This window comes from Rhodococcus sp. 2G (genome assembly GCF_001886355.1).
GTDB lineage: Bacteria > Actinomycetota > Actinomycetes > Mycobacteriales > Mycobacteriaceae > Rhodococcus > Rhodococcus pyridinivorans.
In genome coordinates this window covers 1,170,488-1,193,839 of sequence record NZ_CP018063.1, presented here as the reverse complement: position 1 = coordinate 1,193,839, position 23,352 = coordinate 1,170,488, and the positions used below count along the sequence as shown (strand labels likewise).

The 23,352-nt window shown below is 68.9% G+C and carries 19 protein-coding genes; 8 read left to right on the top strand and 11 right to left on the bottom strand.

Annotation, left to right across the window (positions count from 1 at the left end; translation table 11 throughout):
• Positions 1-81 precede the first annotated feature (81 nt).
• The 7 genes from BO226_RS05595 to BO226_RS05565 form a co-directional block, all read right to left on the bottom strand.
• Positions 82-840 carry a DivIVA domain-containing protein gene (locus BO226_RS05595; protein WP_006551206.1) on the bottom strand — a complete coding sequence of 253 codons (759 nt, stop codon included), beginning with the start codon at positions 838-840 and terminating at the stop codon, positions 82-84.
• A gap of 138 nt (positions 841-978) precedes the next feature.
• Positions 979-1,470 (bottom strand): pantetheine-phosphate adenylyltransferase, encoded by a 492-nt coding sequence (gene coaD, locus BO226_RS05590; RefSeq protein WP_006551205.1) that lies wholly within the window; start codon positions 1,468-1,470, stop codon positions 979-981.
• A complete protein-coding gene (gene rsmD / locus BO226_RS05585; protein ID WP_006551204.1) occupies positions 1,467-2,033 on the bottom strand; it encodes a 16S rRNA (guanine(966)-N(2))-methyltransferase RsmD in 567 nt (188 codons plus the stop codon). The genes coaD and rsmD overlap by 4 nt, the downstream gene beginning before the upstream one ends.
• Positions 2,030-5,431 carry a pyruvate carboxylase gene (locus BO226_RS05580; RefSeq protein WP_071934777.1) on the bottom strand — a complete coding sequence of 1,134 codons (3,402 nt, stop codon included), beginning with the start codon at positions 5,429-5,431 and terminating at the stop codon, positions 2,030-2,032. Before BO226_RS05580 ends, rsmD begins: the two co-directional genes overlap by 4 nt.
• Before the next feature lie 207 nt (positions 5,432-5,638).
• Positions 5,639-6,880, bottom strand: a complete 1,242-nt coding sequence (locus BO226_RS05575; protein ID WP_071934776.1) for an IS110 family transposase — start codon at positions 6,878-6,880, stop codon at positions 5,639-5,641.
• 398 nt (positions 6,881-7,278) lie between these two features.
• The gene (recG, locus tag BO226_RS05570; RefSeq protein WP_071934775.1) at positions 7,279-9,570 is read right to left on the bottom strand and encodes an ATP-dependent DNA helicase RecG; all 2,292 of its coding nucleotides are present in this window, start codon (positions 9,568-9,570) and stop codon (positions 7,279-7,281) included.
• Between the two features lie 45 nt (positions 9,571-9,615).
• A complete protein-coding gene (locus BO226_RS05565; RefSeq protein ID WP_033096480.1) occupies positions 9,616-11,304 on the bottom strand; it encodes a DAK2 domain-containing protein in 1,689 nt (562 codons plus the stop codon).
• Between the two features lie 233 nt (positions 11,305-11,537).
• Between BO226_RS05565 and rpmB the strand changes: the two genes are divergently transcribed.
• Positions 11,538-11,729 carry a 50S ribosomal protein L28 gene (rpmB, locus tag BO226_RS05560; protein WP_006551201.1) on the top strand — a complete coding sequence of 64 codons (192 nt, stop codon included), beginning with the start codon at positions 11,538-11,540 and terminating at the stop codon, positions 11,727-11,729.
• Positions 11,730-11,817: 88 nt separating this feature from the next.
• Positions 11,818-12,633, top strand: a complete 816-nt coding sequence (locus tag BO226_RS05555; protein WP_006551200.1) for an enoyl-CoA hydratase/isomerase family protein — start codon at positions 11,818-11,820, stop codon at positions 12,631-12,633.
• A gap of 22 nt (positions 12,634-12,655) precedes the next feature.
• On the opposite strand, the gene BO226_RS05550 is transcribed toward BO226_RS05555, so the two are convergent.
• Genes BO226_RS05550 through BO226_RS05540 form a run of 3 tightly spaced genes read right to left on the bottom strand, consistent with a single transcriptional unit; the run spans position 12,656 to position 14,932 of the window.
• Positions 12,656-13,384 (bottom strand): uracil-DNA glycosylase, encoded by a 729-nt coding sequence (locus tag BO226_RS05550; RefSeq protein ID WP_064256377.1) that lies wholly within the window; start codon positions 13,382-13,384, stop codon positions 12,656-12,658.
• Between the two features lie 3 nt (positions 13,385-13,387).
• A complete protein-coding gene (locus tag BO226_RS05545) occupies positions 13,388-13,915 on the bottom strand; it encodes a gamma carbonic anhydrase family protein (protein ID WP_024100610.1) in 528 nt (175 codons plus the stop codon).
• A 45-nt stretch (positions 13,916-13,960) separates the two neighbouring features.
• A complete protein-coding gene (locus BO226_RS05540) occupies positions 13,961-14,932 on the bottom strand; it encodes a thiamine-phosphate kinase (RefSeq protein ID WP_071934774.1) in 972 nt (323 codons plus the stop codon).
• Between the two features lie 96 nt (positions 14,933-15,028).
• On the opposite strand from BO226_RS05540, the gene BO226_RS05535 reads away from it, so the two are divergent.
• The gene (locus BO226_RS05535; RefSeq protein WP_019289078.1) at positions 15,029-15,643 is read left to right on the top strand and encodes a DUF3515 domain-containing protein; all 615 of its coding nucleotides are present in this window, start codon (positions 15,029-15,031) and stop codon (positions 15,641-15,643) included.
• A gap of 75 nt (positions 15,644-15,718) precedes the next feature.
• Here BO226_RS05535 and BO226_RS05530 read toward each other — a convergent pair whose 3' ends face one another.
• Positions 15,719-17,260 (bottom strand): acetyl-CoA hydrolase/transferase family protein, encoded by a 1,542-nt coding sequence (locus BO226_RS05530; RefSeq protein WP_071936363.1) that lies wholly within the window; start codon positions 17,258-17,260, stop codon positions 15,719-15,721.
• A gap of 349 nt (positions 17,261-17,609) precedes the next feature.
• On the opposite strand from BO226_RS05530, the gene BO226_RS05525 reads away from it, so the two are divergent.
• The 5 genes from BO226_RS05525 to BO226_RS05505 all read left to right on the top strand — a co-directional run bounded on the left by BO226_RS05525 (position 17,610) and on the right by BO226_RS05505 (position 23,339).
• Positions 17,610-19,823: a RecQ family ATP-dependent DNA helicase gene (locus tag BO226_RS05525; RefSeq protein WP_071934773.1), complete on the top strand. Its 2,214-nt coding sequence runs from the start codon at positions 17,610-17,612 to the stop codon at positions 19,821-19,823.
• A gap of 216 nt (positions 19,824-20,039) precedes the next feature.
• Complete coding sequence (ectA, locus tag BO226_RS05520) at positions 20,040-20,546, top strand: diaminobutyrate acetyltransferase (protein WP_006551193.1); 507 nt, start codon at positions 20,040-20,042, stop codon at positions 20,544-20,546.
• Between the two features lie 61 nt (positions 20,547-20,607).
• Positions 20,608-21,897 (top strand): diaminobutyrate--2-oxoglutarate transaminase, encoded by a 1,290-nt coding sequence (gene ectB, locus BO226_RS05515; RefSeq protein ID WP_006551192.1) that lies wholly within the window; start codon positions 20,608-20,610, stop codon positions 21,895-21,897.
• A gap of 58 nt (positions 21,898-21,955) precedes the next feature.
• Positions 21,956-22,354, top strand: coding sequence for an ectoine synthase (locus BO226_RS05510; RefSeq protein ID WP_006551191.1), 399 nt, complete (start codon positions 21,956-21,958; stop codon positions 22,352-22,354).
• Between the two features lie 49 nt (positions 22,355-22,403).
• Entirely contained in the window at positions 22,404-23,339 is a 936-nt protein-coding gene (locus BO226_RS05505) for a D-isomer specific 2-hydroxyacid dehydrogenase family protein (protein WP_071934772.1), read from the top strand.
• Positions 23,340-23,352: the final 13 nt, after the last annotated feature.

The following is a 23,352-nucleotide window of genomic DNA, read 5'->3' as shown; positions in this document are numbered from 1 at the left end:
ACGACGCAGGACACGACTCGGTCGTGATAGGGCAACCGCTCCATGATACGCGATGGGCGGCAGGAGCGAAAATCCCGCGGGTCAGCGGCGACGGCTCGCCCGGTGGTCGGCCTCCGCGAAGTCGGGAGCACCCGACAGCCGCAGCTGCTGCCGGCCGCGACCGACGGACCGCAGCGTGGTGCCGAGCAGTTCCTCGAACTCTCCCAGCTTGCCGTCGATGTACTCGTCGCACTCCGTCCGGAGACGGTCGGACTCGGCGTGGGCCGAATCGATGACACGCGCCGACTCGGCGTGTGCGGCCTGCACGACCTCGGTCTGCGACACCAGACGTGCCTTCTCGGCCTCGCCCTCGGCCACGGAACGCTCGTAGGACGCCTGCCCGGACTCGACCAGACGGTCGGCCTCGACGCGGGCACGCCCGGTCACGCTCTCGTACTGTTTGTTGCCCTCGGCGACGAGATCGTCGGCCTCGGCCTGCGCATCGCGCACCAGTTCCTCGGCGTGGGCGCGGGCCTCCTTGACCATCCGGTCCGCTTGGGCCTTCGCGTCCGCAAGCATGCGGTCGGCGTCGGCGCGCGCGTCCTCGAGGAGGGTGCGTGCCTCCTCGTCGGCGTCCCCGACCGTCTTGTCGGCCTGAGCCCGCGCGTCGTTGATCAGCTTGTCACGGTGATCGAGGACGTCCTGCGCGTCGTCGAGTTCGGGCGGCAGCGCATCGCGCACGTCGTCGAGCAATTCGAGGACATCGCCGCGCGGTACCACGCAGCTCGCCGTCATCGGAACGCTACGTGCCTCTTCGACGATTGCGACCAGCTCGTCGAGTGCCTCGAATACCCGGTACACGCCCAACCCCAATCACTCGCTCGACACGACCGGTGCGGCCGCGCCGCCGTCCAGTCTGCCGCAGCGCAGGGCACGCTCGTGTGCCCTGCGCTCGGTGTGTCGGGATACGGCCGTCACAGGCCGTGCGGAGGGTCCGGTCTATTTCGCGGCGGCCCGTTCGGCCAGGCGCGTGAGCAGACGATCGTGCACGGAGCCCGGCAGCATCTCGGAGACGTCGCCACCGTAGGTCGCGACCTCCTTGACGAGCGAGCTCGAAAGGTAGCTGTAGACCGGGTTGGTGGCGACGAACAGCGTGTCGACGCCGGTGAGCTTGTGGTTCATCTGCGCCATCTGCAGCTCGTAGTCGAAATCGTTGGCGCCGCGCAGGCCCTTGACGATCGCGGTGATCCCCCGCTCGCGGGCGTAGTCGACGAGCAGGCCCTGCCAGGCGTCGACCGTGACGTTCGGCAGGTGCGACGTGGCCTCGGTGAGCATCTCGAGGCGTTCGTCGATCGTGAACATCCCCTGCTTGTTGGGATTGATCGTGACGGTCACGACGACCTCGTCGAACTGGGCCGAGACCCTGCCGATGACGTCGAGGTGTCCGTTGGTGACCGGGTCGAAGGATCCTGGGCAGACCGCGCGGCTCATGACCCAGCACCGTAGCAGGTGGCGATTTCCACTCTCGTCTCGCCGTAGCGCTTCGACCTGCCGACCTCGAATCCCTGCGGCCACACCGTTTCCGGTGATCGCGACGACCGTTCGACCACGACGATCGAGCCGTCCTCGACCCAACCTCCGGACACCAGCGTCCCGAGCACGCCGGTGACGGCCTCCTCGGTCACGGCGTAGGGCGGGTCGGCCAGGACGAGGTCGTAGACGCGGTCGGGGGTGCCCGCAAGCACGGCGGATACCGGTGCGGTGCGCAGCACCGCACCGGACAGTCCGACCGTCGCGATGTTCTCGCGGATCACGCCCGCCGCCTTCGCGTCGGACTCGACGAGCATCGCGTGCTCGGCGCCGCGGGACAGCGCCTCGAGGCCGAGCGCCCCCGACCCCGCGTAGAGGTCGAGGACGGCGGCCCCGTCGATGTCCATGCGTGCGTCGAGCGAACTGAACAGGGCTTCGCGCACCCGTTCGGAGGTGGGCCGGGTTCCGCGGGGCGGCACCTTCAGGCGCCGCCCCCCTGCCCGGCCGGCGACGATCCGTGTCACTCGGCGCTGTCTCCCGTGGACACCTCGACGAGCAGGTCGCCACCTTCGACCTGTTGCACCGGCCCGATCGCGACGCGCGTGATGCGGCCGCCGCGCGGCGCGGTGATCGCGGCCTCCATCTTCATGGCCTCGATCGTGGCGACGGTGTCGCCCGCCGAGACGCTGTCGCCCTCGGACACGACGAGGGTGACCATGCCGGCGAACGGCGCCGCGACGTGACCGGGATGGTTGCGGTCGGCCTTCTCCGCGGCAGGGGTCTCCGCGGCCACCGAGCGGTCGCGCACCGACACCGGGCGCAGCTGCCCGTTGAGGATGCACATGACCGTGCGGTAACCCTTCTCGTCGGCATCGGAGATCGCCTCGAGGCCGATGAGCAGTTCGACACCCTTGTCCAGGCGCACCCGGTGCTCGTCGCCGTGCCGCAGACCGTAGAAGAACTGGTTGGCCGACAGCTCGGTGGTGTCGCCGTAGGTCTCGCGATGCTGCTCGAACTCCTTCGCGGGGCCCGGGAAGAGCAGGCGGTTGAGCATGCGGCGACGCTCGTCGGACGAACCGCCGAGGGCCTTCTCCTCCTCCGGCGCGAGCGGGGTGATCGGCTTGGGCTCGACGCGGCCCGACAGCGCCTTGCTGCGGAAGGGCTCGGGCCAGCCGCCGGCCGGGGTCCCGAGATCGCCGCGCAGGAAGCCGATCACCGAATCGGGGATGTCGTACTTGCCTGGCTCGGCGGCGAAGTCGTCGACCGAGACGCCCGCGCCCACGAGGTGCAGCGCGAGGTCGCCGACGACCTTGCTCGACGGCGTGACCTTGATCAGGCGGCCCAGGAGGCGGTCGGCGCCGGCGTAGGCGGCCTCGACTTCTTCGAATCGGTCGCCGAGGCCCAGCGCGATGGCCTGCTGGCGCAGGTTCGACAGCTGACCGCCGGGGATCTCGTGGGTGTAGACGCGGCCGGTCGGTGCGGGCAGCCCCGACTCGAACGGTGCGTACACCTTGCGCAGCGCCTCCCAGTACGGCTCGAGATCGCACACGGCCTGCAGGTCGAGACCGGTGTCGAACTCGCTGTTCGCCGCGGCGGCGACGATCGCCGACAGGGCGGGCTGGCTCGTCGTACCGGCCAGCGCCGCGGACGCACCGTCGACGGCGTCGGCACCGGCGTGCCAGGCCGCGAGGTAGGTGGCGAGCTGACCGCCCGGGGTGTCGTGTGTGTGCACGTGCACCGGCAGATCGAAGTTGCTCCGCAGCGCCGACACGAGCGTCGCGGCGGCCGGGGCGCGCAGCAGACCCGCCATGTCCTTGATGGCCAGAACGTGCGCACCGGCCTCGACGATCTCCTCGGCCAGACGCAGGTAGTAGTCGAGCGTGTAGATCGACTCGTTCGGGTTCGACAGGTCGCCGGTGTAGGACATCGCGACCTCGGCGAGGGTGGTGCCGGTCTCGCGCACCGCGTCGATTGCCGGACGCATCTGGTCGACGTTGTTCAGCGCGTCGAAGATGCGGAAGATGTCGATGCCGGTGTCGGTGGCCTCCTGCACGAAGGCGCGGGTGACGGCCTCCGGGTAGGGGGTGTAGCCGACGGTGTTGCGTCCGCGCAGCAGCATCTGCAGGTTGATGTTCGGGATCGCCTCGCGCAGCGCCGCGAGCCGCTCCCACGGATCCTCGTGCAGGAAGCGCAGTGCGACGTCGTAGGTCGCGCCGCCCCATGCCTCGATCGACAGCAGTTGCGGCGTCATCCGGGCCACGTGCCCGGCCACCGTCAGCAGGTCCTTGCTGCGCACGCGGGTCGCGAGCAGCGACTGGTGGGCGTCGCGGAAGGTGGTGTCGGTGACGCCGATCGCCTTCTGGTCACGCAGCGCACGGGCGAAGCCCTCGGGTCCGAGCTCGAGCAGACGCTGACGCGAACCGGCCGGCGGCTCGGCGTTCAGGTCGATCGCGGGCAGCTTGTCGTGCGGGTAGACCGTGGTGGTGCGCTCGCCGTGCGGCTTGTTCACCGTCACGTCGGCGAGGTACCGCAGGATCTTGGTGCCGCGGTCGGCGGACGAGCGCAGAGTCAGCAGGTGCGGGCGCTCCTCGATGAACGAGGTGTTGACGTTGCCGCCGCGGAAGTCCTCGTCGTCGAGCACCGCCTGCAGGAACGGGATGTTCGTGGCGACACCGCGGATACGGAACTCCGCGACCGCGCGGCGCGCGCGGGCGACGGCGGTCTCGAAGTTGCGGCCGCGGCAGGTGAGCTTGACGAGCATCGAGTCGAAGTGGGCGGAGATCTCCGCGCCGACCGAGGTGCCGCCGTCGAGACGGATACCGGCACCGCCCGGAGTGCGGTAGCCGGTGATGCGGCCGGTGTCCGGACGGAACCCGTTGGCCGGGTCCTCGGTGGTGATGCGGCACTGCAGCGCCGCGCCGCGGATGGTGATGCCCTCCTGCGACAGGCCCAGTTCCTCGAGCGACTCGCCTGCGGCGATGCGCAGCTGGGACTGCACGAGGTCGACGTCGGTGATCTCCTCGGTGACCGTGTGCTCGACCTGGATACGCGGGTTCATCTCGATGAACACGTGGTTGCCGCGTTCGTCGACGAGGAACTCGACGGTGCCGGCGCACTGGTAGCCGATCTCCTTGGCGAAGGCGACGGCGTCGGCGCAGATGCGGTCGCGAAGCTCGGGATCGAGATTCGGGGCGGGGGCGAGCTCGATGACCTTCTGGTGGCGGCGCTGCACCGAGCAGTCGCGCTCGTACAGGTGGATGACGTTGCCGTGCTTGTCGGCGAGGATCTGCACCTCGATGTGCCGCGGGTTGACCACGGCCTGCTCCAGGAAGACGGTGGGATCACCGAAGGCCGCGTCGGCCTCGCGGGAGGCGGCTTCGATGGCCTCGCGCAGTTGGGAGGGCTCGGCGACCCGGCGCATGCCGCGTCCGCCACCGCCGGCGACAGCCTTGACGAAGACCGGGAAGTTCATCGTTTCCGAGGCGGCGACCAGCTCGTCGACGTCCGACGACGGCTCCGACGACGCCAGCACCGGGAGGCCGGCGGCCTTCGCCGAGGCGATCGCGCGGGCCTTGTTGCCCGTCAGCTCGAGGATCTCCGCCGACGGACCGACGAAGGTGATGCCCGCTTCGGCGCACGCCGCGGCGAGGTCCGGATTCTCGGAGAGGAACCCGTAGCCGGGGTAGATCGCGTCGGCACCGGCCGACACGGCCGCTTCGACGATCTTCTCGACCGACAGATATGCGCGGACCGGGTGCCCCTCCTCACCGATCTGATAGGCCTCGTCGGCCTTCAACCGGTGCAGGGAGTTCCGGTCTTCGTAAGGGAACACCGCGACCGTCCCGGCGCCCAGTTCGTAGGCGGCACGGAATGCGCGGATCGCGATCTCGCCACGGTTGGCGACAAGCACTTTCGAGAACATTGGTCGACGGTACCGCGACGTAACATGCCGCCTTCGACGCGCGTTCCACATCGTGGGACAAGGCGCCCGGATGGCACGACTGGAACGATGCAGTCGGCCCCGTCGTAACACGGCGTCAACATGCCGGGCACGGCCACCGAAACCTCACCGCGGGTTCTGCGGCACGGTGTACGGAACGTAACTCAGACATCCCATGGCGTATCTGTGTCAAGCCGCGGCTTGTGTGGGAACTTGGGGCCAGGCGGTGCTCTCGTCGTAGATCGTGCCGGTCTTCAGACATCCATGGAGAATCCCGACGAGCCGGTTACCGAGCTGACGCAGCGCAGCATGATGGCCGACCTCCCGGGCTCGCAGCGCGTCGTAATAAGCCCGAGCACCCGGCGAGGTGTTCATCGAGCAGAACGCCCACTGATGACACGCATCGGCCAGGTGCTTGTTGCGGGCGTAGCGCGCCGACACCGTCTTCCTCTTGCCCGACGCTCGGGTGATCGGCGAGGTCCCGGCGTAGTTCTTGCGGGCCTTGGCATTACGGTATCGGTGCGGATCGTCGCCGAATTCTGCCAGCACCCGGGCGCCCAGCACGTCTCCCAGTCCGGGACAGCTGCGGACGATCTCAGCGGCCGGGTGCCGACGAAAACTGCGCTTGACCTCCTGCTCGAGCTCCTCGATCTGCTCGGCCAGATGCTCGAGCATGCGCGCTTGCCCGGCGACGACGACCGCGTAGGCATGTTCGATCGCAGCCGGCTGCCGCAGCGCCGGTGCCCGCAGCGCATCGCGGATGCGGGTGGCCGTGGCGGTGCGGTCCCCGCGCCGATGCGCCCGGGCCAGTTCCGCGGTGATCTGCCCGGTGGTCAGTCGTGCTGCGCGATCCGGATCGGGAGCTTTGCGCAGCAATGCCAGGGTGTCCGGGGCGGCGAGGTTGTCGAACGCGGTCAATGCGGCCGGGAAGTACTCGCGAAGCGCCGACCGCATCCGCTGCAGGTGCCGGGTCCGGTCCCAGATCAGGCCTTGGTGGGCCCGGGCAAGCAGTTTCAGGGCTTCGACCTGCGGGGAGTCCCCGGCGATCTGGCGGTGATGACCCCGGTCCAGCCGGACGATCTCGGCGAGAACGTGAGCGTCGCCGGCGTCGGATTTGGCTCCTGAGGTGCCGTGCCGTTCCCGATATCGTGCCGCCGACATCGGGTTGATCGCATAGACCTGATAGCCACAGGCCAGCAGCGCCGACACCCACACCCCACGATCGGTTTCGATCCCGACCACGACCGCACCCTCGGGGAGGTCACTGCTGCCGGTGCTGTCAGAATCGAAATGTTCGGCCACCACCTCGTGCAATCGGGCCAGCCCCTCGACGCCCTCCGGCAGCCGTATCCGCGCCAACCGGCGGCCGACGTCGTCTTCGACCTCGATGTCGTGATGGCCTTCCGCCCAGTCATCGCCGATGAACAACATGGCGTGAACCTCCGAACAGGCTGCTATCCACTATTTTTCGGTCCGGTAGCGGAGGAAAGCAGTCGGCGACCTAATGGCTCGAGTACTCACCGACACGCCACAGCATCGGGGCACGTCATCCCATCAGCGATCACCGCTTCCCTCACGACCGGCGGGTACACGGTCTGAGTTCAGGCATCAGCCCAACTGCTCGGGGACGGGCCACGCCTGGTCTTGAGAGTGTTATCCCACCGGTCGCCACCTACACCGAACCTTGCCACAGTCGTGGGGGTCGGTAGCTCCCATTAGGCATCAGCCCAACTGCTCGGGGACGGGCCACGCCTGGTCTTGAGAGTGTTATCCCGCCGGTCGCTACCTACACCGAACCTTGCCACAGTCGTGGGGGTCGGTAGCTCCCATTAGGACTTGTCGAGATAGGCCACGCGCTCGGCGTCGAGCGCGGCCCGCACCATGCTTGCGAGCCCCGGGTGGTGTTCGAGGCCGGGATCCTTCTCCGTCACCGTCCGGGAGAAGTCGCGAGCCGCCTCGATGACGTCGGCGTCGTCGACGAGCGAGAGTAACCGCAGCGTCGACACGGTGCCGGACTGGGCGACGCCGAGGACGTCGCCCTCCCGGCGCAACTGCAGGTCGAGCTGGGCGAGTTCGAAACCGTCGGTGGTGCCGGCGACGGCCTCGAGCCGCATCATCGTCGGGGTCGCGGGCTTCGCGTCGGTCACGAGCAGGCACAGGCCCTGATGGCCGCCACGACCGATGCGACCCCGCAGCTGGTGCAACTGGCTGACACCGAACCGGTCGGCATCGACGATCACCATCACGGTCGCGTTCGGCACGTCGACACCGACCTCGACGACGGTCGTGCACACGAGCACGTCGAGCTCCGCGGCGTTGAAGGCCTGCATCACCGCGTCCTTCTCGTCGCCGGGGAGGCGACCGTGCAGCAGCCCCACCCTCAGATCCCGCAGCGGACCGGAAGTGAGGAACTCGAACTGCTCGAGCACAGAGACGGTTTCGGGCGGGGCCTGCTTGCCCTTCCCCGATCCCGACGGCTCGGGCCCGTCCGGATCGAAGAGCGCGTCGTCGTCGGAATCGCCGTCGCCGATGCGGGAACACACCACGTAGGCCTGCCGCCCCTCGGCGACCTCCTCGCGGATGCGTTCCCACGCGCGGTCGACCCACTTCGGATGCACCTTCGCCGGCACCACGCGGCTGACGATCGGCGACCGTCCTCTGGGGAGTTCGCGCAGGGTCGAGACCTCGAGGTCGCCGAGCACCGTCATCGCGATGGTGCGCGGGATGGGTGTTGCGGTCATCACCAGCACGTGCGGGGACGCGCCGTCGCGACCCCGCGAGCGCAGAGCGTCGCGCTGTTCGACACCGAAGCGGTGCTGCTCGTCGATCACCACCAGGCCGAGGTCGAAGAACTGCACCGTGTCCTCGATCAGCGCGTGCGTGCCGATGACGATGCCGGCATCGCCCGTCACCGCCTCGTTGAGCGCGGCCCGCTTGCGTGCGACCCCCATCGAGCCGGTCAGCAGGGTCACGCGGGTCGCGAGTTCGTGAGCGCCGAGTTCGCCCGCCGCGGCGAGATCGCCCAGCATCTTCGTGAGCGAGCGCGCGTGCTGCGCCGCGAGCACCTCGGTGGGTGCGAGCAACGCACACTGCCGACCGGAGTCGATCACCTGCAGCATCGCCCGTAGCGCCACGATGGTCTTGCCGGAACCGACCTCGCCCTGGAGCAGCCGGTTCATGGGGTGTTCGCGTGCGAGATCGGCCGCGATCTCGTCGGCCACCGAGAGCTGCCCGGCCGTCAGCTCGAAGGGCAGCCGCCGGTCGAACTCGTCGGCGATCCCGCCCTCGCGGCGCGGGCAGGACGGCGCCGACCGCACCTCGACGTCGTGCCGGCGTCCGGCGAGCACGAGCTGCACCGCGGCGGCCTCGTCGAACCGCAGACGGTCGCGTGCCCGGTCGATCTCCTGCTTCGCGTCGGGCAGGTGGATCGAGCGGAGCGCCTCGTCGAGGCCCACGAAGCCGTGCTCGTCGCGCACCCACTCGGGCAGCGGATCGTCGACGTGGTCGAGCTGGTCGAGCACCTGCCGCACGCAGCGCATGACGGTCCAAGACTCGACCTCGCGGGTCGCGCGGTACATCGGGATCAGCGCGCGGTCGAAGACCGACATGTCGACTCCCGATCCGTCCTGCGCGGTGCGGGCGAGACCCGCCAGGGCGCCGGCGCCCCGCACCCGCGCGGGGGTCGCCGAGACCAGGTCCTCGGCGTCGCGCGGTTCGGGCAGCACGAGATAGCTCGGATGGGTCAGGCTCCACTTGTCGCGGAAGTACTTCACGGTGCCGGAGAACATCGCGCGCACGCCGGGCTTGATGTTGTGCTTGACCCGGTGCGGGTTGAAGAAGGTGACGTCGATGCTGTGGCGATCGGAGCGCAACCGCACCGCGAGGCGTTTGCCGGCGCGGGATTTCATCGGCACCTCCTGCGCCGACTCGACCCGCGCGATGATCGTGATGTGCTGGCCCTCCGCGGGCCGGCTCTCGCCGAGTTCGGCGCCCTGGGTGGCGTAGCGGTGCGGATAGTGCCTCAGTAGATCCTCGACGGTGGTCATCCCGAACGCGTCGTGCAAGGCGTCCGCCGTCTTGCGGCCGAGGACATGATCGAGCCGGTCCGCGAGTGTCGCCACTGCCGTCCCTTCCGCTACTCCTGCGGTGGCCTCGCGGCGCACCGGCTACTCGACGCCGAGCTGCAGCAGGTCGCCGCGCTGACCGCCCTGGTAGACCACCACGTCGATCTCCGGGTGACGGCGATCGAGGTGGGCGGCCAGTTGCTCGACGAGTCCGTCGGGGGCGTCGGCGCCGACCAGCATCGTCACGAGCTCGCCGCCCGCGGCGAGAATCCTGTCGAGCAGCGACGCTCCCGCTGTCACCAGATCATGCTCGATCACTACGACATCATGGCCGGCCAGTCCGAGACTGTCGCCGGGCTCGCACGTTCCGACCCAGGTCAGCGCGCGTTCGTTCGCGTACCGCAGCGATCCCCAGCGCACGCACGACGCCGCCTCCGACATCGCGAAGGCGTCGTCGACCGTCGCGCGCATCGGATCGTGCACGGCCAACGAGGCCAGCCCCTGGACGACGGAGGAGGACGGCAGGAACATCACGTCACGGTCGTCCCGCCGCGCCCGGGCGCCCACGGCGACGACGTCCTGCGCGGAGAGCGCACCGTTGGGCAGCACCAGGACGTCCCGGCTCGGCAGTGCCCGGATCGCCTCGAGCAGTTCGTCCGGGGCTGAGATCTCCTCGGCCCGCAGCACCCGGGCACCCTCCGCCTCGAACAGTTCGGCCGCGCCCTCGCCGCCCACCACTGCGAGGACCGCCCGGGACTGTTCCTCAGCCGACTCGGCACGGACCCGGGCGGGAGCCGTGCCCAGCGCGACGGGACCGTCGCCGCACCCGCGACGCGCGGACTCGAGCGCGAAGCACGTGATGTCGATGCGGCTCAGCGAACCCGCCGCGAGACCGGCCTCCACGGCAGCTCCGGGCTCGCAGCAGTGCACGTGAACGGACCAGCACCCCGATCCCCCGGAAACGATCGCGACCGAGTCGCCGAGCGCGTCGAGGGAGGACCTCAAGGCATCCATGCGCGCGTCGTCGGAATTCCCGACGAGATACATCACTTCGTACTCCTGCTGGTCGCTGTCGTGACGTTCGTCGACGATCTCGGGTTCGACGACAGGCCGCGAGGTGCCGGCGAGCACCATCCGGCGATCGGGCCGTATTCCGGTGGTGACCTCCACCAGGCAGTCGAGCAGCACGAGCAGGCCGAGGCCGCCGGCGTCGACGACCCCTGCCTCGGCGAGGACGTCGAGCTGGGTGGTGGTGCGCTGCAGCGCGTCGGCGGCGGCGTCGGCACTCGCGACGGCGACATCGCACACGGTCGCATCCGTCTCCGAGGCGACGCGGGTCGCGCCCTCGGCCGCAGCTTCGAGGACGCTGACGATGGTGCCCTTCGCGGGTGCGCTGAGCGCTCCGGTCACGAGCGTCGCGGCGTTGGAGAAGGCGGCGGCGAGGTCCCGGGCGCCGACCGTCGTCAGTCCCGCGATCGCGTCGGCGAGACCGCGCAGTGCCTGTGCCAGGATGATCCCGGAATTGCCCCGCGCCCCGGCGAAGGCACCACGCGCGAGCCCTTCGGCGACGTCGGATGCGGTGAGCGCGCCGTCCACGGGCCCGCCGATCCGGGCCGCCGCGGCCTGCAGGGTGATCAGCAGATTGTTTCCGGTGTCCCCGTCGGGTACCGGGAAGACGTTGAGCGAGTTGATCTCCGCTCGGCGCTGTTCGAGCGCTTCCACACCGAACTCGACCCACCGGCGCAGCGCCCGCCCGTCCACCGTGTCCTCGGCTCCGAGCAACGATTCCACCCCCTTCGCCTCGTCCTGCGAGCATCGTCCACCTCTGCGATCGGTACCGTTGCGCACGGTGCCGAGCCCTGGCGAACAGGTTAGCCGCGAGTCGTCGCACCGTCCGGTTTGGCCAACCGCCCTCGAGTTCGCTAAGCTTGCCGGGTTGCCTCGCACGGGCGGCTCGTTCCCCGTGTTCGCAAGGCGAAACAACAGACAGAAGATCTATCCACTAGACACAAGGAGTTCGCGACATGGCTGCCGTCTGCGACGTATGCGCCAAGGGCCCCGGCTTCGGGAAGTCGGTCTCGCACTCGCACCGGCGTACCAACCGTCGCTGGAACCCGAACATCCAGAGCGTGCGCGCTCAGGTTGCACCGGGCAACACCCGCAAGATGAACGTGTGCACCTCCTGCCTCAAGGCCGGCAAGGTCGTCCGCGGCTGATTCCCGGTCGAGTCGTCGCGAAGGCCCCCTGCGCTGATTGCGCAGGGGGCCTTCGCCGTTCGATCCTGCGGCCCGATATCGTGCGGGAATGACCGAGAACCAAGTTTCCTTCCCCGACAGCGACTCTCTCCGTTCATTGGTGAGCGTGGAGGACCGCGTCCTGCGGATCGCCGTGGCGACCTCCGAGCACGGCACCTCCCTGTCCCCCGCAGGGATGGAGCAGGGCATCGCAGCCCTGCGTGCGGCAGGCCCGGAGATCGGCGCCGTGCTGCTCGTCGGTGAGGGTGCGAACTTCTGCGCGGGCGGCAACGTCCACGGATTCGCCGCGGCCGAGGACCGTGGCGCCCACCTGCTCGAGATCGCGAACCTCTTCCATGACTTCGTGCGCGCACTGGAGAAGGCGGCCGTGCCGGTCGTCGCCGCCGTGCACGGCTGGGCCGCCGGCGCCGGCATGAGCCTGGCGCTGCTCGCCGACATCGCGCTCGCCGGCCCCGGCACGAAGATGCGCGCCGCGTACCCGTCGATCGGCTTCTCCCCCGACGGCGGCATGTCGTGGACCCTGCCGCGGATCGTCGGCCCGTCGCGGGCACGGGAGATCATCATGACCGACGCCGTGATCGGCGCCGACGAAGCCGTGCGCCTGGGTCTGCTCAGCCGGCTCGTCGCCGACGGCGAGATCCAAAGCGAAGGGTTGCGACTCGCACGAACCCTCGCGCACGGCCCCACGCAGTCCTACGCCGCCATCCGCTCGCTCGTGGCGGGCTCGGCCGGACGATCGCTGTCCGACCACCTCGATGCCGAAGCCGCCTCGATCTCCGCGGCCGCGACGACGCCCACGGGTATCGAGGGTGTCGACGCCTTCGTCGCCAAGCGGCGTCCGGACTGGGATTCGGCCCGCGCCTGACATCCGGGCGGCGGATCGGTGGTCAGGGCAGTCGCCAGTCCACCGGTTCGCCGCCCTGCTCGACGAGCAGGGCGTTCGCGCGGCTGAACGGACGCGACCCGAAGAATCCGCGTGAGGCCGACAGCGGGGACGGGTGCGCCGACTTCACGGTGGGCACACCACCGAGCATGGGTTCGAGGGTCGCCGCGTCGCGGCCCCACAGGATCGCGACGAGCGGGGTACCGCGCGCGACCAGCGCGCGGATCGCCTGCTCGGTGACGGCCTCCCAGCCCTTGCCGCGATGCGAGGCCGGCTGGCCCGGCGCGACGGTGAGGACCCGGTTGAGCAACAGGACACCGTGCTCGGTCCACGGCGACAGGTCGCCCGTGGAGGGCTGCGGCAGACCGAGATCGTCGGTGTACTCGCGGTAGATGTTGGCGAGACTGCGCGGGATCGGCCGGACGGTCGGAGCCACCGAGAAGCTCAGTCCCACAGCGTGACCCGGAGTGGGATAGGGATCCTGCCCGACGATCAGGACGCGGACGGACTCGAACGGCTGTGTGAAGGCACGCAGCACGTTCGGACCGGACGGCAGGTAACTGCGGCCCGCGGCGAGTTCGGCGCGGAGGAACTGCCCCATCGCGGTGATGTCACCTGCGACGGGTTCGAGTGCTCGCGCCCAGCCCGGGTCGACGAGTTCGGACAGGGGCCGACCGGCACGGGGCTCGTCCGCTCCCCCGTCCGCGGACTGTGTGTCGACGGTGTCGGCCACCTGTCACTCCTGGTCGATGCGGCGGAGAGCGGTCCGGTAGTAGGCGGCGTTCGCCGCATACATCTCGGCGTTGGGGTCGAATTCGTTCTCGGGGATCTCGTAGCCCTCGCGGACCTTCGCGGGGATGCCCATCGCCATGCGGCGGGGCGGAAGTTCGAAGCGCGGTGGGATCAGGGCGCCGGCGGCGACCTGCGCCCCGGCGCCGATGACCGATCCGTTGAGGACGAGCGAACCCGAGCCGATCAGCGCGCCGTCACCGATCGTGGAGCCCTCGATGTGCGCGTTGTGCCCGACGACGCACCGCGCGCCGATGACGGTGGCATCGATCGCGGTGCAGTGGATGATCGTGCCGTCCTGGATGTTGGTCTTCTCCCCCACGGTGATCGTGCCGTAGTCCCCGCGCAGCACCGCCGAGGGCCACACGGAGGCACCGGCACCGAGGGTGACGTTGCCGATCACGACCGCGTCGGGGTGAACCCACGCGTCGGGATGGATATCGGGGACACGCTCGCCGAGTGCGTAGACAGCCATGACTGCAGAACCTATCTCGAGCGAACCCCACCCGAAGTGGTCGCCCTAGTGACCAGCGCCCGCCGCAAAGCTCTCCCAGCCTCCGGATCCGTCGCGGCGCTGCCCGTCGACGGTGACGCCGAAGCCTTCCAGGACCACGCCGATCGGCCGCCATCCGTCCGGCAGTGCGACCTCGCGGGGGAAGCACGCTGCGAAAGCATGGTCCTCGCCGCCGGTGAGGATCCATTCCCACGGGTCGGCCGCCAGCACCCGACCGGTCTCGCGGAGTTGCGTGTCGGGAGCGAGCGCACCGGAGTCGAGGTCGATCGCGACCTCCGAAGCCGTGCAGATGTGCTCGAGATCGGCGACGAGACCGTCGGAGATGTCGGTGCATGCGTGGGCGCCTGCTGCGGCCGCTGCAGGACCTGCGGCGTAGGGCGGAGTGGGCACACGATGCGCCGCGACGAGTTCGGGGAAGTCCCGGTTGCCGGCCAGCAGCAGGGCCAGACCCGCCGCGGAACGACCGGTGCGACCGGCGAGGGCGACGACGTCGCCGGGGCGGGCGGTGGAGCGGAGCAGCGGTGGCCGTCCGTCGAGTTCGCCGAGCGCGGTGACCGAGACGATCACCTGACCCGCTTGCACGAGATCGCCTCCCACGACTCCGGCGCCGATCTCCTCCGCAGCCTCCCCGATGCCCGCCGAGATGCCGTCGAGCACGGCGACGGGAGTCTCGGGCGGACAACCGAGGCCGACGACGAAGGCCGTGGGGCGGGCGCCGACCGCGGCGACATCGGCTCCGTTCTGGGCGACCGCCTTGCGTCCGACCTCTTCCGGGCTCGACCAGTCGAACCGGAAGTGACGTCCTTCGACCAGCATGTCGGTCGAGATCGCGATGCGCCCGTCGGATGCTGTCACGACGGCTGCGTCGTGGCCCGGCCCGACGAGTGTGCTGTCGGGTTGCCGCCGTGCTCTCACCGCGCGCTCGATCACGGGGAATTCGCCGATGTCGGCGACGGTGGGTCCGCTCGGGTTCGTCACGGTGACGGTCGCCTCTTTCTCGGTCGGCGGTGGGAGAGAGCCGGCACGTGCCCTGCTACGTTCGATCACGCTACCGCCCCCTGTCCCCGAGCCCGGATGCTGGACACGATGAACGACACCTCTGCTTCCGATCGCGAACCTTCCGACGACGCCCCCGTCGAGGCACCCGGATCGGACGGGATGCGACGCAGTCCCGCTCTGATCGCCACGGCGATCGCACTGCCCGTCGCCCTGCTGGTCGGAGTGGTGGTGGCGGCCGTGATCGTGTCGCAGTCACCGGTGAATACACCCGTGGGTCTCGGTCCCGTGCCCGCTCCGGAGGCGGAATCCGAATCCTGCTCGCAGTTGCTCGACGCGCTGCCGGAGGAGCTCGGCGACTACACGCGCGCCGAACTGGCCGATCCGGCACCGGTGGGTGCTGCGGCCTGGCAGTCGGACGACGGCGAGGAGGTCGTCCTGCGTTGCGGTCTCGACCGGCCCGACCAGTTCGACCGAGCGGCGGCGCTGCAGGTGATCGACGACGTGCAGTGGTTCGAGGTGTCGGGGGCCGAGCAGGGCATCCCGGCGAGTACGTGGTTCGCCGTCGACCGTCCGGTCTACGTGGCCTTGACCGTGCCCGACGGATCCGGGCCGACCCCGCTGCAGGACATCACGGCGACGATCTCCGCGACGCTCCCGCAGCAGGAGATCGATCCGGCGCCGATCCGCTGAGCCGGACGGACGAGAAAGGTCGGCCCCGGCACCGTGGTGTGGTGCCGGGACCGACCGTGTTCGTCGCCGCGTCGATCAGGACGCGTGCATGGTCCCCGTGCGCTGGTAACGCTCGTGGAAGGAGAACGCCTCACCGAGCAGGTGCGGGGTGTGACCTGCTCCGGGGGTGGCTTCTGCGCGCTCGATGTAGTCGAGCAGTTCGGCGCGGTAGTCGGGATGCGCGCAGCGCTCCACGACGACCCGCGACCGACGGCGGGGGGACAGTGCGCGCAGATCGGCGAGACCCTGTTCGGTCACGATGACCTGCACGTCGTGCTCGGTGTGGTCGACGTGCGGCACCATCGGGACGATCGACGAGATCGCGCCGTCGCGGGCCGTCGGCGGGCTCAGGAACATCGACAGGTAGCCGTTGCGCGCGAAGTCGCCGGAGCCACCGATGCCGTTCATGATGCGGGTGCCCATCACGTGGGTGGAGTTGACGTTGCCGTACACGTCGGCTTCGAGCATGCCGTTCATGGCGATGATGCCGAGTCGGCGGACGATCTCGGGGTGGTTGCTGATCTCCTGCGGCCGCAACATGATGTGGTCGCGGTAGAAGTCGATGTTCTCGACGAAGTCGTTCAGCCCCGCTTCGGACAGTGCGAGGGAAGTCGCCGAGGCGAACCGGACGGTGCCGTGTTTGACGAGGTCGAGCATGCCGTCCTGGATGACCTCCGAGTAGCAGGTCAGCCCCCGGTACGGTCCGCTGTCGAGACCGGCGAGAACGGCGTTGGCGACGTTGCCGACACCCGACTGCAGCGGAAGCAGCGTGTCGGCGGGCAGCCGTCCCGCGGCGACCTCGTGCGCGAAGAAGTCGAGGACGTGGTCGGCGATGGCCCGGCTGGTGGCGTCGGGCGCCGTGAGCGCGGTGGCGCTGTCGGGACGGTCGGTCTCGACGACCGCGACGACGCGTTCCGGATCGATCCGGAAGTAGGGCTGGCCGATGCGGTCCTCGACGTCGGTGAGGTCGATCGGACGACGGTTCGGGGGAAGCGCGGTGCCGTAGTAGACGTCGTGCACGCCGTCCATGGCGGCGGGGATCCACGAGTTGACCTCGAGGATCACCTTCTCGGCGACGTCGAGCCAGGTCTTGTTGTTACCGATGGACGTGGCGGGGATCAGCTCGCCCGTCTCCGTGATGCCGGAGATCTCGACGACGGCGACGTCGATGTGTCCGTAGTAGCCCTCCCAGACCTGCTGGGCGACGTGCGACAGGTGTATGTCGACGTAGTCCATCCGGCCTTCGTTGATCCGCCCTCGGGCGGTGGGCTCTGCCTGGTACGGCATACGCAGCGCGATTCCGTCGACGTCGGCGAGCATGCGCTCGGTGTCGGAGGCCACCGACGCTCCGGTGAGCAGGTTGATCCGGAAGTCGCCGCCGGTCGCCCGCGTGCGCCGGATGTGTTCGGCGAGGGCCGGGGTCACTGCCTTCGGGGTGCCTGCGCTGGCGAAGCCGCTGATGGCGACCGTGTCGCCGGGGCGAATCCACTGGACGGCGTCCTGAGCCGACACGATCTTCTTGCGGTAGGTCTCATGACGTACCCGAGTCTCGGCCGGGGTCACGACGACCGACTCCACAGACGGCGCTGCGGGGGATGAAAGGGCTGCGTACATGACGACGACCATAGCGACGCGGATGATCCGCTCATCACACTCGGTCCGGATCAGCGATCGCCGTCACCAATTCGGACACAGAGTGCCACGAGTCGCACTCCAAGATCGATGCAATCGGAAGTTGTTGTTTCGCAAGCTTTTACATCATGATCTCTGCCACGCCGACTGACACTGGGTGCCACCCTCTTTCGTGAGAGCCACTCCGTCGCCATCTCTACGGTATCCCCGTTCGCCGCCGCGTCAGTACCGTTCGCCGCCCCCGGAGAACCGTTCACCGTCGCCGTGACGGAACGTCGTCGGGCACGATTGCAGCATGACGAACTCCACCGACCTGTTGCGCGACGATGCCGAGCACCTCCTCCGCGAGCTGGCAGGCCCCGATGCCCGGCTGCGCGACGACCAATGGGTCGCGATCGAGGCGCTCGTGGTACACCGTCGCCGCGCCCTCGTCGTCCAGCGCACAGGCTGGGGAAAGTCGGCCGTCTACTTCATCTCCGCCAAACTGCTGCGCCGGCAGGGCCGCGGTCCCACGGTGATCGTCTCGCCGCTGCTCGCCCTGATGCGCAACCAGGTCGCGGCCGCCGAGCGGGCGGGCGTCCACGCCGCGACCATCAACTCCGGCAACGTGACGGAATGGGCGGCGATCCACGAGCGGATCGCGGCGGGTGAGGTCGACGTCCTCCTCGTCAGCCCCGAACGCCTCAACAACCCCGACTTCCGCGACCAGGTCTTGCCCTCCCTCGCCCGCGACGCCGGATTGGTGGTCGTCGACGAGGCGCACTGCGTGTCGGACTGGGGTCACGACTTCCGGCCCGACTACCGCCGCATCCGCACCCTCGTCGCCGAACTCGGCGACGACATCCCGGTCCTGGCGACGACCGCGACCGCCAACGACCGGGTGGTCGCCGACATCGCCGCCCAGCTCGGTGTCGGCGGAGGCAGCGACCTCGGTGGAAGCAGCAATTCCGGCTCCGACGGCACGCTCGTGCTGCGCGGCGGCCTCGACCGTCCGTCGCTGCACCTGTCGGTGGTGCGGATCGACGAACCGGCACGACGCGCAGCATGGCTCGCGCAACATCTGAAGGATCTGCCGGGCTCGGGCATCGTGTACGCGCTGACGGTCTCCGCCGCCCGCGACCTCGCGGCGCTGCTCACCGACCACGGCTTTGCAGTGGCGGCATACACCGGTCAGACCGAACCGACCGAACGTGAACAGCTCGAGGCCGATCTCCTCGACAACAAGGTCAAGGCGCTCGTCGCGACCTCGGCACTCGGCATGGGCTTCGACAAGCCCGACCTCGGCTTCGTGGTGCACCTCGGCGCTCCCTCGTCCCCGATCTCCTACTACCAGCAGGTCGGGCGTGCGGGTCGCTCCACCGAACGCGCCGAGGTGGTTCTGCTCCCCGGCCCGGAGGACCGCCGGATCTGGCAGTGGTTCGCCTCGGTCGCCTTCCCGGACGAGGCACTCGTACGCCGTGTGATCGCAGCGCTCGATACCGAACGGCCGGTATCGACACCCGCGCTCGAACCGCGGGTCGACCTCACGCGCTCCCGCCTGGAGATGGTCCTCAAGGTCCTCGACGTCGACGGAGCGGTGAAGAGGGTCAAGGGTGGCTGGATCGCCACCGGGCAGCCCTGGATGTACGACGAGGAGCGCTACGGGCGGCTCGAGGAGGCGCGCGCCGCGGAACAGGAGGCGATGCTCGAATACGAACGCACCACCGAATGCCGCATGGTCTTCCTCCGCCGTCAGCTCGACGACCCCGATCTCGACACCCGGAGCCCCGGCTGCGATCACACCGCCGGAGGCCCCGGCTGCGATCACACCGCCGGAGGCCCCGGCTGCGATCACACCGCCGGAGGCCCCGGCTGCGGCCGGTGCGACAACTGCATCGGCTCCCGGTGGGAGACGTCCGTCGGCGACGACGAGGTCGCCCGCACCCGCGCTCGGCTCGAACGCCCCGGTGTGGATCTGCCGCCGCGCCGGCAGTGGCCCACGGGAATGTCGACCCTCGGGATCCCGCTGTCGGGCCGGATCACGGACGGTCCGCACCCCGGGCGAGTGCTGGGCAGGCTGTCGGATCTGGGATGGGGACCGCGACTGCGCGAACTGCTCGACGGACCGGACCGCGAAGTGCCGAAGGCGGTGGTCGACGCGTCGATCGCGGTGCTCGCCGCGTGGGACTGGGAGGAGCGGCCCACCGCCGTCATGGCCATGGACTCCCCCACACATCCCCTGCTCGTCGAGTCACTCGCGTTCCGATTGGCACAAATCGGACGATTACGAGATCTAGGTGTATTGCGACGCCGAAGCGGGAATACGGAGCCGACGGCAGCGAACTCGGCATATCGGGTCGCCGCACTGATCGATGCGTGGGAGCGACCCGACAACCTCGGGTCGAGTGGTCCGATCCTTCTCGTCGATGCGGTGACCGACACCGGCTGGACGTTCACGATGGCGGCGAGAACTCTCGTCGCGGCGGGAGCCGACGCGGTGTTGCCGTACGCACTCGCGAGCCCGAAGTAATCGCCACGAGGAGGACCGACGTAACATGTTTGTGACCGGCATCACAACATGCGCTCGACCTGCACGGACCACAGGGTTCCGATCCCGATTCCGGACACGGGCGTGATCTCGACACCGGAAGTTGTTAGGTTGAAAGGACATATGAGGCCCGTCAAGGAAAGAAGTACCCCGACCCCCGACTCGGCTGAATCGAATACCGCGACCACCTCTTCGGAGGTGGCCGCAACCGAGTCCGGTAGTGAGCCGGCTGCAATCGAATTCCGGCGTCCGCGTATCGCCGACGGTAGACGACTCTGGCAGATCGCGCGTGATTCGCAGGTTCTCGACGTCAATTCCGGTTACGCATATGTGTTGTGGTGTCGCGATTTCGCCGACACATCGGTCGTCGCAACGGACGACACCGATCGCCCCGTGGGATTCGTGACCGGCTACCGCCGTCCCGACTCCCCGAACACCCTGTTCGTCTGGCAGGTGGCAGTCGACGCAGACCAGCGTGGACGTGGAGTGGCCGGCCGCATGCTCGACGCTCTGCTCGACCGACTCGAGCCGCTCGGCGTGACCCGTCTGGAAACGACGGTGAGTCCCGACAACGAAGCGTCGATCGCAATGTTCACCGCTCTCGCGCGTCGCCGCGGAACGCATATCACTCGCACCGAGTTGTTCGCGCCCGACGATTTCCCCGATTCACATCTGGCGGAGGATCTCTACACCATCGGCGAATGATCGCAGCGCGTGTGCGCACGACATCTTCATAATTCTCGAATAATCACAGGAGGACCACGACATGACCATCCTGGAAAACAAGCCCGAGACCACCAGTAAGCCCGATACTGCGATTTTCTCGCACCTCGAATCCGAGGTCCGGAGTTACAGCCGCGGCTGGCCCGCCGTTTTCGACAAGGCATCGGGATCCTGGCTGCGCAGCGAGGACGGCAAGGACTACCTCGACTTCTTCGCCGGCGCCGGAGCCCTGAACTACGGCCACAACAATCCGGTTCTCAAGTCGGCCCTGGTCGACTACATCATGAGCGACGGCGTCACCCACGGCCTCGACATGTACACCGTCGCCAAGCGCAAGCTGCTCGAGACCTTCGAGTCGCACGTGCTCGCGCCGCGCGGCCTGGACTACAAGGTCCAGTTCCCCGGCCCGACCGGCACGAACGCCGTCGAGGCGGCGCTCAAGCTCGCCCGCAAGGTGACCGGTCGCGAGTCGATCATCAACTTCACCAACGCTTTCCACGGCATGACCCTGGGTGCGCTGTCGGTGACCGGTAACTCGATGAAGCGCGCCGGCGCGGGTATCCCCCTCGTCCACGCCACGCCGATGCCGTTCGACAACTACTTCAACGGCGTCACCGAGGACTTCCAGTGGTTCTCGCGCGTCCTCGACGACGCGGGCAGCGGCCTGAACCGTCCGGCCGCGGTCATCGTCGAGACCGTGCAGGGTGAAGGCGGCGTGAATGTTGCTCGCCCCGAGTGGCTTCGCGCTCTGGCCGACCTGTGCAAGGAACGCGACATCCTGCTGATCGTCGACGACGTGCAGATGGGCTGCGGCCGCACCGGCCCGTTCTTCTCGTTCGAGATCGCCGGCATCACGCCCGACATCGTGACCCTGTCGAAGTCGATCGGCGGATACGGAATGCCGCTGGCGCTCACCCTGTTCAAGCGTGAGCTCGACGTGTGGGGCCCGGGCGAGCACAACGGCACCTTCCGCGGCAACAACCCGGCTTTCGTGACGGCGGCTGCCGCCCTCGAGCACTACTGGGCCGACGACAAGCTCGAGCGCGACACCCTGCGCAAGGGCGAGCGCATCCGTCAGACCTTCATGAACCTGTCGGACATGTTCGACGGCGTCTCGACCCGCGGCCGCGGCCTGGTCCAGGGCCTGGTCTTCGACAAGCCGGAGGACGCCGACAAGGTTTGCGCCCTGGCCTTCGAAGAGGGTCTGCTCGCCGAGACCTCCGGTCCGTCGGACGAGGTCGTCAAGCTGCTGCCGCCGCTGACCATCACCGACGACGAACTCGAGTTCGGGCTGAACATCCTGGCGGAAGCGACCGCCAAGGTCCGTTCCTGAGCGGTCCCCCGCTCCGCCCGTTCCGAACCCACTTGCAGAAGAAGGACTTTCGACACCCATGATCGTTCGTACGACAGAAGAGATCACCGGCACCGAGCGCGACGTCGTCTCGGAGGACGGCCAGTGGCGCAGCAAGCGCATCGTCCTCGCCGGCGACAAGGTGGGCTTCTCGTTCCACGAGACCACCATCGAACCCGGCACCGTCAACGAGTTCCACTACGCCAACCACGTCGAGGCCGTGTGGCTCGTCGAGGGCACCGGCAAGCTCCAGGACCTCGACAACGACGTGGAGTACGACCTCGCTCCGGGCACGATGTACCTGCTCAACGGACACGAGCGTCACCGCGTGCTCCCCGAAACGCGCATGCGCATGCTGTGCGTCTTCAATCCCCCGGTCACCGGCCGTGAGGTGCACGACGAGAACGGTGTGTACCCGTTGATCGTCGAACCCGCCTGAGCGCGGTAACCACGTGACCGATGCGGGGCGGACGCTTAGAGTCGAGACCATGACTCCCGAGCGTGCGCCCCGCATCGCTGTCGGCCCCGAGCGCGACCCCCGTTTCGAACGGGCGGTCACGGGCGGGGGCGGCGTGCCCTGCGGACTCGAGGAGACCCCCGACGCGCTCGTCTGGACGGCCGGGCCGCAGGACTTCCCCGAGGTCCTCCCCGCCTCCGTCCGCTGGGTGCAGCTACCGTCCGCCGGTGTCGAGTACTGGCTGTCGCAGGGCGTCGTCAAGGCCCATCCTCGCGTCACCTGGACGTCGGCGGCCGCGGCCTACTCCACGACCGTCGCCGAGCACGCGCTCCTGCTCCTGCTCGCCGGGGTCCGGGCCCTGCCGGCCCATCTGGCGGCCACCTCGTGGACACCCGAGAGTCTCGCGCCGGTCGTCGGCACCCTCCGCGGCGCGACGGTCGGGATCATCGGCGCCGGGGGTGTCGGCCGGGCGCTGATCCCGATGCTGGCCGCGCTGGGGGCGCGCGCGCTCGCCGTCACCCGCAGCGGTCGTCCCGTGCCGGGAGCCATCGAGACGTTCCCCGTCGAACGTATCGACGAGATATGGCCTCTGGCAGATCATTTCGTCATCTCCGCGACGGCCACTCTCGACGTCGAGCAGCTCGTCGGCGCAACCGAGCTCGCAGCGATGAAGTCCACGGCGTGGGTCGTCAACATCGCCCGGGGCGATCTCGTCGACACCGACGCCCTCGTCGCCGCTCTCCGATCCGGCGCGATCGGTGGTGCAGGGCTCGACGTCACCGATCCCGAACCGCTCCCCGAGGATCATCCGTTGTGGACGCTCCCCAACGCCGTGATCACTCCCCACGACGCCAATCCACCCCCGCTGCGCATCCCGGCCTATCTCGAGCACGTGATCGAGAACGTCACACGCTTCGCATCCGGCCTCGTGCCGATCGGGGTCGTCGATCCCAGCGCCGGCTACTAGGCCACGTCTACCG

What these genes read in the sequence shown, in the direction of transcription:
- coaD (WP_006551205.1), bottom strand. Translation starts at nt 1,470, where the DNA reads ATGAGCCGCGCGGTCTGCCCAGGATCCTTCGACCCGGTCACCAACGGA.
- BO226_RS05580 (WP_071934777.1), bottom strand. Translation starts at nt 5,431, where the DNA reads ATGTTCTCGAAAGTGCTTGTCGCCAACCGTGGCGAGATCGCGATCCGC.
- BO226_RS05575 (WP_071934776.1), bottom strand. Translation starts at nt 6,880, where the DNA reads ATGTTGTTCATCGGCGATGACTGGGCGGAAGGCCATCACGACATCGAG.
- rpmB (WP_006551201.1), top strand. Translation starts at nt 11,538, where the DNA reads ATGGCTGCCGTCTGCGACGTATGCGCCAAGGGCCCCGGCTTCGGGAAG.
- BO226_RS05555 (WP_006551200.1), top strand. Translation starts at nt 11,818, where the DNA reads ATGACCGAGAACCAAGTTTCCTTCCCCGACAGCGACTCTCTCCGTTCA.
- BO226_RS05545 (WP_024100610.1), bottom strand. Translation starts at nt 13,915, where the DNA reads ATGGCTGTCTACGCACTCGGCGAGCGTGTCCCCGATATCCATCCCGAC.
- BO226_RS05535 (WP_019289078.1), top strand. Translation starts at nt 15,029, where the DNA reads ATGCTGGACACGATGAACGACACCTCTGCTTCCGATCGCGAACCTTCC.
- BO226_RS05525 (WP_071934773.1), top strand. Translation starts at nt 17,610, where the DNA reads ATGACGAACTCCACCGACCTGTTGCGCGACGATGCCGAGCACCTCCTC.
- ectB (WP_006551192.1), top strand. Translation starts at nt 20,608, where the DNA reads ATGACCATCCTGGAAAACAAGCCCGAGACCACCAGTAAGCCCGATACT.
- BO226_RS05510 (WP_006551191.1), top strand. Translation starts at nt 21,956, where the DNA reads ATGATCGTTCGTACGACAGAAGAGATCACCGGCACCGAGCGCGACGTC.
- BO226_RS05505 (WP_071934772.1), top strand. Translation starts at nt 22,404, where the DNA reads ATGACTCCCGAGCGTGCGCCCCGCATCGCTGTCGGCCCCGAGCGCGAC.